Source organism: Sphingomonas sp. 1F27F7B, assembly GCF_005503355.1.
Classification (GTDB): Bacteria; Pseudomonadota; Alphaproteobacteria; order Sphingomonadales; family Sphingomonadaceae; genus Sphingomonas.
This window is the reverse complement of record NZ_SCMK01000038.1, coordinates 1-14,406: the sequence shown is the minus strand read 5'-3', so window position 1 is coordinate 14,406 and position 14,406 is coordinate 1. Positions and strand designations below refer to the sequence as shown.

Here is a 14,406-nt window from a genome sequence, read left to right as displayed (position 1 = left end):
TCACCCGCAGGCGGGAGAGGGAAATCACCACTTGGCGGCGGCGTCGATATCCGACTGGCGAGCCTCCACCCAGCTCGCCACATCCCCTCGCCATTCGCGCTTCCAGAACGGCGCGTCGGTCTTCAGCCGGTCGATCAAATAGGCGCAGGCGTCGAGCGCTTCGCGGCGATGCGCGGCAGCGGTACCGATGAAGACGATACGCTCGCCGACTTCCATGCGGCCGACACGGTGGAGGATCGTCACCCCGAACAGGCTCCAGCGGTCCATCGCCGCCTCGGCCAGGGTGCAGAGCGCGTCCTCGGTCATGCCCGGATAATGCTCGAGCTCGAGCGCGGTGACACCGTCATCGCCGCGGACCACCCCGGTGAAGCTCGCCACGCCGCCCGCGCCCCGCGCCTCGAGCGCCGCCAGCTCGAGCGCCAGCTCGATCGGCGCGGGTTCGATCGAGACGCGGATCATCCGCCGCTCACCGGGGGAAAGAGCGCGACTTCCTTCGCGCCGTTCAACGGGGTGTCGAGCGGCACGAAACGCTGGTCGATCGCGGCGCGGAGCTTCGCCGGGTCGGCGAAGGCGGCGGCATGGCCGGGGCTTTGCCGCGACAACCAGCCGATGAGATCGGCGACGGTGCGGACCGTCTCGGGCTGGTCCACGGACTCCTGCCCTGCTCCGACCGTCTCGCGGACCCAGGCGAAGTAGAGCAGCTCCATCAGCTGTCCATGTGCCGCAAGCCGACGCGCAGATAGTCCCAGCCGGTGATCAGGGTAAGCGCGGCGGCAATCCAGAAGGCGGCGAGCGCGGTGTTCCACAGCCAGGCGAAGGGCAGCGCGCCGGCGAGGATCAGCCCGCCCAGTGCCAGCAGCTGAAGCGTGGTCTTCCACTTGGCGAGGCGCGAGACGGGGAGCGAGACCTGGATGCCGCCCAGGAATTCGCGCAGGCCCGATACGGCGATCTCACGCACCAGGATCACCAGCGCGGGGATCAGGTGGAGATCGGTGATCACGCCGCGCCCGGCGAGGATCAGCAGCACCGCGGCGACCATGATCTTGTCGGCGATCGGATCGAGGAACACGCCGAGCTTGGAGACCGTCCCCTGCGCGCGGGCCAGATAGCCGTCGAAATAGTCGGTGATGCCCATCAGGCAGTAGAGCGCGAAGGCAATGCCATAGCCCAGCCGCCATTCGGGCCACCAGAGGAACGCGGCAAGCAGCGGGACCGCGAGAATGCGCGAGAGCGTCAGGAGGTTGGGCAGCGTGAGCATCGGGCAAGCTCTACCACCGCACTCACCCCTCCGTCATCCCCGCGCCTTTCGTCGACCCCGCCCGCTTCGCCGCCCCCGCAAAGGCAGGGCTGGCGGGTAGGCGGCGTTGGCAATGGAGCTGCTACTTCAGCAGCTTGAAGCGGATCGCCTGGCCACCGCCCGGCGCGAGATCGAGGCTCAGCGTGTCGGCGCCGGTCACCATGCGCTTCTCGATCGCATAGGCGACCGGATTCTTCACATAATCGGCGTCCGGCGCATCGCGGTAGATCTGCGCCTCGTAGCGGCTGCCGGGCGCCAGGAAATCGAGCTTCACCGACAGCTTGCGCGCCGCCTCGTCGGTGATCGCGCCGAGATACCAGTCCCCGCCCCCGCGCGGCTGGCGGGCGACGACGACATAGTCGCCGATCTCCGAGGCGAGCGTCCTGGTCGTCTCCCAATCGGTCGGCACGTCGCGGATGAACTGGAAGGCATCGAGATGCTTCTCGTAATTCTCCGGCAGGTCCGCCGCCATCTGGATGGGCGAATAGAGCACGACATATTCGGCGAGCTCGGCCGCCAGCGTCGACTGGTTGCGCTCGGCAAGCACCGACTTGCCATGCTCGATGTCGAAGATGCCGGGCGTGAAGTCCATCGGCCCGCCGAGCATGCGCGTGAAGGGCAGGATGGTGAGGTGCTCGGGCGGATTGGTCGGGCGGCCCCATGCGTTGAACTCCTGCCCGCGCGCGCCCTCGCGGCTCACCCAGTTCGGCCAGGTGCGCCGCAGGCCGGTGTCCTTGACCGGCTCGTGCGTGTCCATCGTGATGCGGCGCGCGGCCGCCGCTTCGACTATCTTCAGGTGATGGCGGACCATGAACTGGCCGGCGAACCACTGTTTGCCGCCTTCGCGGTCGAGGATGTCGCCCGAATGGCGGACATAGCCGGTCTTCACCGCCGGCACCCCCACCTTGGCGTAGAGATCGAGCGCCGCATCGAGCTGGTCCTCATAGTTCACCACTGCGCCGGCAGTCTCGTGATGGCCGATCAGGTGGACGCCCTTGGCCTTCGCATAGGCCGCGAGCATCGGCAGGTCGAAATCGGGATAGGACTGGGTGAAGCTGAACTTGTCGCCATTATCGATCCATTCGCCGTCCCAGCCCTGGTTCCAGCCTTCGACGAGCACGCCGTCAAAGCCGTATTTCGCGGCGAAATCGATGTAGCGCTTCACATTGTCGTTGTTGGCGCCGTGGCGCGGGCCGCTGCCCCAGGTCGTCCGGTTGAGGTGCATCTCCCACCAGACGCCGACATATTTGCCCGGCTTGAACCATTTCCGAATGTCCGGAAGCTTGCTCGGCTCATTGAGATTGAGCTCGATCCGGCTGTCGGCCAGCGCACCGGGCGTGGTGCCGATCAGCACGGTGCGCCAGGGCGTGGCGAAGGCGCCGGTCTTCTTCGCGCCGACGCCGTCGGGCCAGGGCATCAGCCAGGCGGTGAGCGTGCCGGCGCCATTGCCCTGGAGCAGCATGCTGGGGAAATCGACGAGCGCGGCTTCGTGAAAGGACAGATACAGCCCGTTGTCGCCCTTCAGCGTCAGCGGCGTCTCGGCGAGCGTGATGCGGCGCGCATCGGTCTGCGTATAGAGATATTCGTCCCGCTCCTGGCCCAGGCCCTGATACCACCAGGCCTGATACACCCCCCTGGTCCTGAACTGGGTGCGATCGGCGACGACGCCCACCTGCCGGTCCGCCGGGATCCCGGCATAGCCATAGCGAAAGCCCAGGCCGTCGTCGAAGATGCGGAAGGTCACCTGCATCGCCCGGTTCAGCGCGGTATCGCCTGCGATCGTCACCGTCAGCTCGGCATGATTGTCGCGGATCAGGCGCTGCTCGCCCCAGGGTTGCTCCCAGCTCGTGTCCGATGCCGAGCGGCGCGCATCGGTGATCGCAGTGTAGCGCGCCTGGGGCTCGCCGGCGAAGCTGAGGCCGAGGGTGGAGGGAGCGATCACCTGGATGTCGCCGCGCTTCACTTCGTACAGCGCCTCGCCGCCTTCGACCGAGACACAGACTTCCAGCACCTTGCCCGGCGACTGGGCGCATTCGCGCGTGCCGGCGAGAGCGGTGCCCGGAAGCGCGAGCGCGAGGAGCGTGACGAAAGTGCGAGAGGTCATCCGGTTTCTTTCCTGTGGGGAGATCATGACTTGAGGAACGCGGCGCGCAGGCGCTGGCGGAGCGCCGCACGCTCGCCGGGGCGCAACATGCCAAGGACGCCGCGCTGGCCCGGCGGGATGTGCGCGGCGCCGTCCCCCGTGAAGACGTGCGCGTCGAACATCGCCTGCCAATAGGCGCGGTCGCCCGGCGCGAGGTGCTTGTAGGCAAGCAGCGCGGCGAGGAAGACGTCGTGCGGCTGCTCGATGCCGGCGGGTGCGTCGCCCCACCAATAGTTCACCATCGCATTGAACGAGCCGAGCGACGTGACATGGTGCCACCAATAGCGCGGGAGGAAGAGCGCGTCGCCCGGGTCGAGAAAGGCGACGCGCGCGCTCGCCAGCGCATCGGCGAAGCGCGGGAAGCGCACGGGATCGGGCGCCTCGGGATCGACCAGCGAGAGCGGCGGCGGATTGTCGAGCGGGCCGACATAGAGATTGGCCAGCTGATCGGGCGGGAAGAGCAGGAAGCGCCGCCGACCCGCCAGGACACAGGCGAGGTTGTGATCGCGATCATTGTGCGTGCGCGTGTGGACCGGCCCGCCGACCCAGAGGCGCGGGGCGACGTCCGCCGGCAGCAGCGGCATCGGGTTCTGCGCGACGAAATCGGGCATCTGCGCCGCCAGCGGCAGCATCTGGACCGCGACATGGGGCGCATTCTCCTCCCCCGCGAGGCGCAGGATCCGGTCGAGCGCATCGCTCAGCCGGGCGCTGCGGCGCGCGAAGTTGAATTCGCGCAGATCCGCGCCATAGCCGAACTTGCCGCCGGTGCGCGCGGGCGCCTCCATCACCGGCACCGGGGCGCCGCGATCGAGGCCCTTGAGATAGGCGGCGAGCGCCCCCGCGCCGGCGCGCCCGGCGGCAAGCGCTGGCCAATGCTCGCACAGCCCCTTCAGCACCACCGGCACGCCGGCTTCGATCAGGCTCGCGAGATCGGCGGCCGGCGGCGCGGTGCGGGCCAAGACGCGCGGCAGGCGGTCGAGCGGGCCAGCTTCGGGGTCGGCGGCACGGCGCAGCGGCTCAGCCATGGGCGAGCCCGGCGAGATAGGCCTCCTGCGTCGGCTGGCGCAGCACCTGCTCGCGCACGAAGCCGAGCATGCGGCGGAATTGCGCCTTCACTTCCTCGGGCGGCACCCGATCGGTCGCGGGCGGCCAGCTCTCGGGATCGACGCCGTGCCCGAGGAACAGCGCGCGCCAGCTGTCCGGCGGGAGATTCTCTTCCTCGAACGGCGCGAGCTCGGCCCGGGCCCGGAACAGCGCGACGGCATGGGCCAGATCGGGCGATACCATGGCCGCCCGCGCGGCGTCCCAGAAGGGGCCGGCATAACGGGCGAGCGCGTAATGCGCGGACTGGAAATCGCGGAGCCGGTCGAGCGCCTCGCAGGCGGCGCGGTTATATTCGTCGCGCTCCGCCGCGAAATGCGCGGTCGCCGGGAAACCCGCAAGCAGCTGGACCAGCCCGACCTGGAGCCCGAGCAGGTCGAGGCCGTGCACGGGATCGAAGACCGCGCCAAGCGTGACGCAATTGCCCGTCCAGGGCCTTGCCGGGCGGCCGGCCTCGACGGCATCGATCCGCACGCCCGCCAGCGGCAGGCCGGCAGCGGCGCCGGCCGCCCGAACCGCGTCTTCGTCGGTCGCATGCGCGCTCGACCAGGCATGCACGACGAAAGTCGCCGGCCGGCCGGGATGGAGCGCGGTCCAGCCGGTGGGGCCGGCGCGATCCTCGGCATAGACCGGGATGTTCGCGAAGGGCGGCGCGGCGGCGGTGAGGACGCGATCGACCGGGAAATGCGCGCGCCAGCTCAGATGCGCCCCGCCCAGCACCCCGCTCGCATCGACGAACAGGTCGGCGGCTAGGCGACGGTCCTCGCCAAGATCGAGCGCGACGATCGCATCGCCTGCGCGCTCGACCGTCAGCTGCTCCGCGGCATGCACCGTCACGCCGTGGCGGATCGCCGCCTCGCGCAGCACGCGGACATAGGGGATTGCCGGCAGATGATAGCCATAGTCGCAGCGCCCGTAGAGCGTGCTCTCCTCGTCGGGCAGCATCAGCCGGCCCTGGCGCGCGGCGGCGGCAGTGAGCGAGAAATCGTCCAGCGGCACGTTCAGGCCATGCGCCCGCGCCTTGACCCAATGCGCGAAGAAGTCGCGCCCGCCGATCTGGGTGCCGGCCGAGCCATAGGCATGGAGGAAGGCGGGCCAGGCGCCGGCAAGGTCGGTGAAGTTCCGGCCGAGCGTCAGGCTGCCGCCGGTGGCCCGGAGCAGGCTCGCTTCGTCCAGGCGCAGCTGGTTGTGCAGCGCTTCCAGCGCGGGAAAGGCGGCATAGGCTTCGGCAGCGGTGCGCGCGCCGGGCAGCTCGACTGCCGCGACCCGCACGCCGGAGGGCGCGAGCCCGCGCGCGAGCGCGGCGGCGGCCAGCCAGAGCGGCGCGTCGCGCCCCGCGACGATCAGGGTGAAGGGCGCGCTCATGCCGTCACCGCCCGGTCGTCCGCCGTGCCGGTGGCGGCGCAATAGCCTTGGATGAACTCGGCATGCGCGGGCAGCGCGGCGGCGTTGATGGCGATGCGCTCGCGCAGATCCCGCAGGCGATCGGCGACTTCGCCCAGCGGCAGGCGATCGGCGAGCCGGTCGTACGCGGCCGGCACGATCCCCTGCCCCATCAGCACCGCCAGCCAGCTGTCGCGCGAGAACAGGCCGAGCTTATAGTCCGGCGCGCGCCCGCTCGAGCGGAACAGCGCGATCTTGTGCGCCAGGCTGTCCGGCAGCGTCATGTTGCGCACATGATCCCAGAGCGGCTCGCCGCGGCGGGCATTGGCGGTGTAGTGGAGCACCAGGAAGTCGCGGGTGCGATCATAATGGATCGCGAACAGCCGGTTGAACTCGGCGGCGAGGCGCGGATCGGGCGGGCCGCCACCGGGCGCGGGCATCAGATTGGCAAGGTCGGTGACCGCGGCCTGGATCAGGAAGATGCTGGTCGATTCCAGCGGCTCGAGAAAGCCCGAGGACAAGCCGATTGCGACGACATTCCCCTCCCAGCCGCGTGCGCGGCGGCCGGCCTGGAAGCGCAGCAGCCGGGGATCGGCGAGCGGCGCGCCGTCGATCGCGCCCAGGATGGTCTCGCGCGCCTGTTCCTCCGAACAGAAGCTGCTCGAAAAGACATAGCCGTTGCCAGTCCGGTGCTGGAGCGGGATGCGCCAGGTCCAGCCGCCGGCCTGGGCAGTGGAGCGCGTGAAGGGCGTGATGCCCGCCACGCCGGCGCAGGGCACCGCCATGGCGCGGTCGCATGGGAGCCATGCGCTCCAGTCGTGCCACGCAACGCCCATGCTCTGGCCGAGCAGCAACGAGCGGAAGCCCGAGCAGTCGATGAACAGGTCGCCCGCGATCGCGGCGCCCGACTGGAGCGCGACACGCTCGACCAGGCCGGTCTCCGGGTGACGGGCGACGTCGACGATCCTGCCCTCGATCCGCCGGACCCCGCGCCGGGTGGCCCAGCCGCGCAGGAACTCGGCATAGAGGCCGGCATCGAAATGATAGGCGTAGGAGAAAGTCGAGCGGATCGAGCGCGCGTCTTCGTTGGGCAGGTCGAACACGCCCTCGCGGCACATCGCCACGGCAAAGCTATGGTCGAACCAGTCGCCGACGTCCTGGCCGGCGGCCCGGGCGCGCAGCCAGTGGTGCTGGAAGTCGACGCCGCCCCAGCGCTCGCCGAATGTGCCGAAGGGGTGGACGTAGCGGCCGCCGGGCCGGCCCCAGCCGACAAACTCGATGCCCAGCTTGAAGCTGCCCTGGGTGGCGGCCATGAACTCGGCCTCGTCGAGCCCAAGCATCGCGTTGAACTCGCGGATGTGCGGCAGCGTCGCCTCGCCCACGCCGACCGTGCCGATCTCGTCGGATTCGATCAGCGTCAGCGCGTAATCGGTGTTGGGCAGCAGGCGCGTGAGCCCGGCCGCGCACATCCAGCCCGCAGTCCCGCCGCCGACAATGACGACGCGCAGTGGCGCCGGGGATGGATTCGACCTGGGCTGCATGGCACCCGCTCGTGAAGTGGAAAGAACTGGCGCCGCCGGGAATGAAGGGTGCCGGCGGCGCCGAGGGGAGTTAGAATTTGAACCGGGCGCCGAACTGGAAGCGCCGGTCGACGCGGCTCCAGTTCGCGTCGCGGTACACCGGCTTGGCATTCGGCGTCAGGTCGGAGTCGCCGAAGATCTGCTGCTGGAATACCGTGGTGGTGCCGAGCAGGTTCGAGCCCTCGACCGACAGCTCGACCCATTTGGCCAGCGAGAAGCGCAGCGACCCGTCGAGGAAGCCCGCTGCCTTCTGGAACACCGGCAGGCCGATGCAGCAGTCGAGATTGTTGGTCAGGAAGCGCGAGCGCCAGTTATAGGCGAGACGCATCGCCACCGGGCCCTTTTCATACAGCGCCACGGCGTTGAACGTGTGCTTCGAGATACCGGCCAGATAGTGCGAGTCGATCACCGCGCCGCGCCCGCCCGAGACGTCGACGCCCGCGCCGAAGCCGCCGGTGCCGCCTGCATCGAGCGCGCCCTGCGTCACCAGGTTCGAGTTGCTGATGCCCGACTGGTCGACAAAGGTGTAGTTGAGCTGCGTGCCGAAGCCGCTCAGCACGCCGGGCAGGAAATCGAAGAAGGTCTGGAATGCGACTTCGAAGCCCTTCAGCTCGCCGCCGCCCGACCCGTTGCGCGGCCCCCGCATCAGCACCGTCTGCGTCGAGCCGTTGTTGGTGAAGCTGCGCAGGAACTCGCCGTACGAGATCGTGCCGTTCAGCTTCTTGTAGAAGCCGTCGATCGTGAACGAGCTGCTGCGGCCGAAATAATGCTCGAAGGTGAGGTCGAACTGGTCGGCAGTGACCGGTTTCAGCGCCGGGAAGCCCGATTCCGCGCGGAACACGAAATTATAGCCGGTCACCGTGCCCGCGCCATTCTTCACCAGATAGGGCGAGTCCGGCCTGCCGTTGAGATCCGGCCCCAGGATCGAGACGAAGTTGCGCAGCAGGCCGAAGTCCGGACGCGACATGCCCCGCGAATAGCCGAAGCGCACGAAGCTCTTGTCGTCGAGGCCGAGGCGCAGGTTGAAGCTCGGCAGCCAGTTGTCATAGCTCGCCCTGTAGCTGTTGGCGCTGCCGCCGCCGCTGGCAAAGGCCGCCACCGCCGGGGTGACGAAGCACATCGGGTTGACCACCCAGCCCGTCGGCAGCGGGCCGCCGCAAGGGACATAGTTGTTGAAGGTGGTGGTCAGCGGATAGCCGACGCTCCCGTCCGACGCGATGTCGGTGCGGACGAAGCGCAGGCCGATGTTTCCGCGGACGTTGATCCCGCCGATGTTCATCCCATCCCCGCCGAAGCGGAGCATCGCATAGGCCGCCTTGGTCCTTTCCTTGACGTGCATCACTTCGGACGGGAGGTAGCAGCCCTCGATCGTGGCATCGACACGGTCGCAGATCGGCTGCCAGCTCATCGGCGAGTTGGTGGTCGCGCCGCTGACACCCTGTACGAGCCGGGCGCGATCCATCAGCGTGGCGCGGTTCATGTAGACCAGCGCCGGATTGTCGTAGACGCTGCCATTGTAGAAGCCGTCGCCGAGCGTGACCGACTCCCACATGCCCGCGCCATAGCCCTTGAAGGCGGGATGGCCAGCGTTGCAGGCCGGATAGGCCCCGCCGGTGGTGTTGTCGATGTTGAAGCCCGGGCCGTTGCAGTTCCACGAAGCGGCGACCGGGCTCCAGTTGAAGGTGGAATAGCGCACCGTCTGGCTGCGATCGGCATAGCGCACGCCGACCTTCAGCGAGTCCAGCCAGCTGCCCTCGTCGAAATCATAGGCGAGGTCGCCGCGGAACGCGGTTTCCTTGGCGTCATTGTGCTCCATGTGCGCCTGGATGAACGGCATCCAGTAATTGTGCGGGTTGGAGAGACCGCCGGTGGCGTAGTTGACGTTCGAGCCGGGCAGCAGCTTCACCTGGGGCGTGCCGTCGCGGTTCGTGCTGTACTGCATGTTGGCCATCGAGCCGACCGCGACGAGGATGTCGTCGTTGGTCGTGTTCGCCCAGATGTGCTGCACGTCGAGATTGACGTGCAGCTTCTCGGTCGGATCCCAGCTGATGTTGCCGGAGAGATCCTGCGTCCGCTCGCGGTGATCGAAATTGCGCGCCTCGTTCTGGAAATAGAGGCCATCCTGCAGCGTCGAGCAGACCGACGGCGCCGCGCAATTGTTGACGAAGGGCAGGCCCGGCACCGCCGAGCCGGTGTTGATCGCTTCCTGGGTGCTGTCCCAGCTCCCGCGCCAGCTGCCATGCGCCTGGGTGAGCGTGCCCGAGCGGAGCATGCCGTCGGGTCCGAAGACGAAAGCCGAGGTGCCCGGCGCCGCACCCAGGAACGAGCCGGTGCGCGGATAGAAGGCCGGCTTGCCATAGGCATCGCCCTGGAAGATCACGTGGCTGGCGCGTTCGAGCCAGGCATTGTGATATTCGCTGTCGTTATACTGCGCGGTCATGCGGAAATTGCCCGCATTGTTCTCATATTGCGCAGCCGCCGAGATGCCGCGGCGGACGCGATCATAATCGACCTGCGAATAGCGGATGCCGTCCGGGATATAGGCCCAGCCCGAGCCGCCGAACGAGTTCGAGGCGCACGCCACCGAACCGTCCGCATTGACGATGCCCTTGCCCTGCGCGTTGGTGGAGCCGGTCGTGCAGAAGGTGTCGATCTTGTCCATGATCACGCTTTCCGTGCGCGTGACGACATGGCTGCGGGCAAAATCAGCGAGCAGGCCGAAGCGGCCGATATTGGTGTCCCAAGTGTTCGAGATCAGGCCCGAGAACTCGCCGGTCCACTCCTTCGAGCGGCTGCCATAGGTCGCCTTGGCGTTGCCGGCGACGACGAGCCCCTTCTGGTCGAACGGCAGGCGCGTGCGCAGGTTGACCGTGCCGGCCAGGCCGCCCTCGATCATCTCCGCCGTCTGGTTCTTGTACGCATCGACGCCGGCCATCAGCTCGGGCGAGACGTCGTTGAAGTTGAGGCCGCGATAGCTGTCGGCCGAGAAGCTGTCGCGCCCGTTGAACTCGGTGCGAACGAAGGTGAGGCCGCGGATGAGCACGCCGGTGGGCTCGCCCGAGGGGTGCGTCGAATCGTCGGTCGACTGGAGGCGCGACGTGGTGATGCCCGGCACGCGCTGGAGCGCGCCCGACACCGAGGTGTCCGGAAAAGCGCCGATATCGGTCGCGGTGATCGAATCGACAACGGTGTCGGAATCGCGCTTGATCGTCTGCGCGGTCTCGAGCGCCTTGCGGACGCCGACGACGACGATCGCGGGCGATCCGTCCTCCTGCGCTGCGTCGGGCGCGCTCGCCTGTGCCTGGGCGGTCTGCGCCTGGGCGATGCCGGCAAGGCCCATCAAGGCCATGGCGGCGAGCGAGGCACTGCCCCGCAAGATGGTGGTCTGTTTCATCTTTCCTCCCTCCGTCGCTCCTTTGCGGAGCTGTTGCACGCACGACACCCCGGAGCCCCCGCCCCGCGGCGCCGCGTCAATTCCTGTGTCGGTGCGTGAGAACGCGATCGCGCGGCATGCGCGCATGGCGACGCCGTGCGCTGCTGTGCGTGATCGCAAGCCGGCGATGCCGCGCTTCCCCCAAGACACCCTCCTCCTGTGCCGGCGACGCTCCACGGCACCACCATCCACCGCGAGCCGCCCGATCCGGAGGCGCGAAGACGCCAACAGCCCTGCCGGGAAGCTCTTTGCGTAACTTTGCGTAAATTGAGCATGACTGCAAGAGGGAAATTTTTGAAAACTTCTTTGGCATTATCTCATTATAATATAACAATATTATGAGGATAATGCACCGAAATCGATCGGAATCAGCTCCACCAAGCGAGTCGCTCAATGCAATTTTGCCTTGCAATCAATGCAAGTTTTGCACAAACAAGCAGTGCAATGCAAAGCAGCGCAACTCCGCACGCCGCCTTGTGGGCGCTATTGCCGGGCGCCGGTATCGGCGCTCGGCGGGAGCGTGAGCGCGAAGCCCGCCGCGATCAGCAGCGCGGCGGCGGCAAGGACCAGCGCATATTCGGCCTGGCCATGGAAGACGCGGCCGACCAGGGGCCCGAGCATCGTCGAGGCGACGAGCTGGGGGATCACCAGGAACATGTTGTGGATGCCCATATACACGCCGGCCTTGCCCGCCGGCACGCTGCCCGCGAGCATGGCATAGGGCATGGACAGGATCGCCGCCCAGGCGAGCCCCACGCCCACCGTCGGCAGCCACAGCGCCACCGGATCCTCGACGAGCAGGAAGCCGATCAGCCCCGCCGCGCCGAACGCCAGGCACAAGGCATGCGTCGCGCGGCGACCGAGCCGCTCGCCGATACCGGGCAGCAACAGGGCCCCCAGCGCCGCGACGCCGTTATAGCCGGCAAAGAGCACGCCCACCCAATCGGCGGCGGCATTGTAGCCGGGCGACACCGGATCCGCGGTGCCATGGTGGCGCAGCGCCAGCGCGGGCACGGTGTAGATCCACATCGCGAACAGGCCGTACCAGGTGAAGAACTGGACGATGGCGAGCCGCTTGAGCAGCGGCGGCATCGAGCGAATGTCCTCGACGATCTCGAGTATGCCGATCGAGCTGCGGCCGCGCTGGCGCAGGCGCACCACCACGGCCTGGAGCAGCCCGAACAGGAAGGCGATGCCGGCGACGACATAGATTTCGCGCTTCCAGCCGGCGAGCGCCGCGGCGCCCGCAATGCCCAGCCCGGCAAGCATCCAGGCCATGCCGTGGCGGAGCAGCGAGGCCGCGCGCTCGGGCGGCAGGACGTGCGACGGCATCGCCGCGTCGGGCAGGCGCGCGGGCGCGGGGCATTCCCGGGTGGTGACGATCGTCCAGCCCACCGCCGCCAGCAGGCAGCAGCCGCCGATATAGAAGGCGGTGCGCACCGATTGCGGGAGCAAGCCCGGTTCGGGCTGGCCGCTCAACCCCGCCCAATGGACGAGCATCCAGGGGAGCGCCGAGGCGAACACCGCGCCGATGCCGATGAAGAACACCTGCATCGCGAAGCCGGCGGTGCGCTGGCTCTCGGGCACCCGGTCCGCAACCAGGGCGCGGAACGGCTCCATTGCGATGTTGATGGAGGCGGTGAGCACCCACAGCATCAGGCTGGCAGCCCACAGGCTGGCCGCATTGGGCATCAGGAACAGGGCGAGCGCAGTGCACAGCGCACCGGCCAGGATATAGGGCCGGCGCCGGCCGAGCGGGCCGCGGGTGCGATCGCTCAGATGGCCGATGATCGGCTGGACGAGCAGCCCCGTCGCGGGCCCCGCGATCCACAATATGGCCAGGTCGTCGAGCTCGGCGCCCAGCGTCTGGAAGATGCGGCTGGTGTTGACGTTCTGCAGGCCCCAGACGATCTGGATACCGAGCAGGCCGAAGCACATGTTCCAGATTTGCAGCAGGCGGAGCCGTCCCGGCACCGGGCCGCCGCCGGACACGGCGTCACGCACCTGGCTCGGCCGGCCTGCTTGCAAACTATTCCCCCCGATGCATTAACTCGGCCGTTTTCGGCTCTTCTCCAGCTTGGGCACAATGGGCAGCAGTAGCAACAACAATACGACCCTGCAGGATCTCGCGCAGCTGGCCGGCGTGTCGATCTCCACCGTGTCGCGCGCACTCAACGATCATCCGCTGATCAGCGCACGGACGAAGCAGAAGATCTGGGCGCTGGCCCGCGACCATGACTATCCCTTCCGGTCCTATATGCCCGCCGCGCCGGTGGGCGCCGAAGGGACGATCGTCATCGTCACGCCGTTCATGCGCGGCCGGCCGCTGCCGCTCTCGCACCCCTTCTTCCTCGAGCTGCTCGCCAGCATCGGCGAGGCGGCGCGCGCCCGCGACTGCGACTTCACGGTGAGCCACACCACGCCGGCAAACTATGAGGATCTGGTCGCCACCACCACGACCAGCCGGGCGAACGGCGTGATCTTCCTCGGCCAGTCCATGCTGCACGACGCGTTCAACCAGCTCGTCGACAGCAACGCCAATTTCGTGGTTTGGGGCGCGCAGATGGCGGGGCAGCTTTATTGCTCGATCGGATCGGACAACCGGATCGGCGGGCGGCGCGCGACAGCCCATCTCGCGCGGCTGGGGCGCAAGGCGATACTGTTCCTGGGCGGCACCGATCCGGAATCGATGCAGCGCAAGCGCGGCTACCACGAAGCACTAAAGGAAGCCGGGCTCGACGCGGATCCCAGGCTGGTGGTGCCAGTGGATTTCGAGCTCGAATCGGCCGATGCCGCGGTGAGCCGGCTGCTCAGGCGCCGCGCCCATTTCGACGGCATCGTCGCTTCGTCCGATCTGATCGCGCTGGGCGCGATCCGCGCGCTGCGCCGTGCCGGCGTCTCGGTGCCGAACGACGTCTCGGTGGTCGGCTATGACGACATGCTGCTCGCACGGCTCTCCACGCCCGCGCTCAGCACGATCCGGCAGGACACGTTCGAAGCTGGGCGCCAGCTGGTCTCGCGCATCCTAGACCCCTCCCCCGACCCCAGCGCCGAGCGGCTGCCGACCGACCTGATCGTGCGGGAATCCTGTGGGGCGTGATCACGATCCAAGACCAAGTTGCGGATCCCGGGGAACGCCTCCAGGACAAGGCATGCACGCGCTTCTGCGGTTGTTGCTCGCCATACCTCTGGCCGCCTGCTCCGAGCAGCCGGAACGCGAGGCCTGGGCCATCGTCGTCAGCATCGCGCCGCACCCGAATCCCGAATGGGATTCCGATGAGATAGTGGTCACGGCCCGGACTGAGGACGGCGCCTTTGGATCGAAGCGGGTCCTGATAGCCCGCCTCAATTGCCGTGTGGGCGATACAGTCCATGGATCGGCGCGCGGCCTGGCGCTCAAATTGGACGCGCGCGCTTGCGAGCGCTGAGTCTAGCCTGATCGTGCGGGAGCCCGGCGGGGTACGAGCCC

The 14,406-nt window shown here is 68.1% G+C and carries 11 protein-coding genes; 2 read left to right on the top strand and 9 right to left on the bottom strand.

The window, feature by feature from the left end:
• Positions 1-24 precede the first annotated feature (24 nt).
• The 9 genes from FFS08_RS22305 to FFS08_RS22265 all read right to left on the bottom strand — a co-directional run bounded on the left by FFS08_RS22305 (position 25) and on the right by FFS08_RS22265 (position 12,941).
• Positions 25-459: a molybdenum cofactor biosynthesis protein MoaE gene (locus FFS08_RS22305; RefSeq protein ID WP_137861553.1), complete on the bottom strand. Its 435-nt coding sequence runs from the start codon at positions 457-459 to the stop codon at positions 25-27.
• Positions 456-707, bottom strand: a complete 252-nt coding sequence (gene moaD, locus FFS08_RS22300; RefSeq protein ID WP_137861552.1) for a molybdopterin converting factor subunit 1 — start codon at positions 705-707, stop codon at positions 456-458. The genes FFS08_RS22305 and moaD overlap by 4 nt, the downstream gene beginning before the upstream one ends.
• Positions 707-1,258: a CDP-diacylglycerol--glycerol-3-phosphate 3-phosphatidyltransferase gene (pgsA, locus tag FFS08_RS22295; RefSeq protein ID WP_137861551.1), complete on the bottom strand. Its 552-nt coding sequence runs from the start codon at positions 1,256-1,258 to the stop codon at positions 707-709. Before pgsA ends, moaD begins: the two co-directional genes overlap by 1 nt.
• A gap of 121 nt (positions 1,259-1,379) precedes the next feature.
• Positions 1,380-3,401, bottom strand: a complete 2,022-nt coding sequence (locus FFS08_RS22290; RefSeq protein ID WP_137861550.1) for a glycoside hydrolase family 97 protein — start codon at positions 3,399-3,401, stop codon at positions 1,380-1,382.
• A gap of 23 nt (positions 3,402-3,424) precedes the next feature.
• A complete protein-coding gene (locus FFS08_RS22285) occupies positions 3,425-4,465 on the bottom strand; it encodes a cupin-like domain-containing protein (protein WP_137861549.1) in 1,041 nt (346 codons plus the stop codon).
• Positions 4,458-5,906, bottom strand: coding sequence for a tryptophan 7-halogenase (locus tag FFS08_RS22280; protein WP_137861548.1), 1,449 nt, complete (start codon positions 5,904-5,906; stop codon positions 4,458-4,460). The genes FFS08_RS22285 and FFS08_RS22280 overlap by 8 nt, the downstream gene beginning before the upstream one ends.
• A complete protein-coding gene (locus FFS08_RS22275) occupies positions 5,903-7,465 on the bottom strand; it encodes a tryptophan halogenase family protein (protein WP_137861547.1) in 1,563 nt (520 codons plus the stop codon). Before FFS08_RS22275 ends, FFS08_RS22280 begins: the two co-directional genes overlap by 4 nt.
• 70 nt (positions 7,466-7,535) lie before the next feature.
• Positions 7,536-10,898, bottom strand: coding sequence for a TonB-dependent receptor (locus FFS08_RS22270; RefSeq protein ID WP_137861546.1), 3,363 nt, complete (start codon positions 10,896-10,898; stop codon positions 7,536-7,538).
• 522 nt (positions 10,899-11,420) lie between these two features.
• The gene (locus tag FFS08_RS22265) at positions 11,421-12,941 is read right to left on the bottom strand and encodes an MFS transporter (protein WP_249340981.1); all 1,521 of its coding nucleotides are present in this window, start codon (positions 12,939-12,941) and stop codon (positions 11,421-11,423) included.
• An 82-nt stretch (positions 12,942-13,023) separates the two neighbouring features.
• Here FFS08_RS22265 and FFS08_RS22260 point away from each other — a divergent pair, with 82 nt between their 5' ends.
• A complete protein-coding gene (locus tag FFS08_RS22260; RefSeq protein ID WP_137861545.1) occupies positions 13,024-14,037 on the top strand; it encodes a LacI family DNA-binding transcriptional regulator in 1,014 nt (337 codons plus the stop codon).
• 52 nt (positions 14,038-14,089) lie between these two features.
• Complete coding sequence (locus FFS08_RS22255; protein WP_137861544.1) at positions 14,090-14,365, top strand: hypothetical protein; 276 nt, start codon at positions 14,090-14,092, stop codon at positions 14,363-14,365.
• The last annotated feature ends 41 nt before the right edge of the window (positions 14,366-14,406 follow it).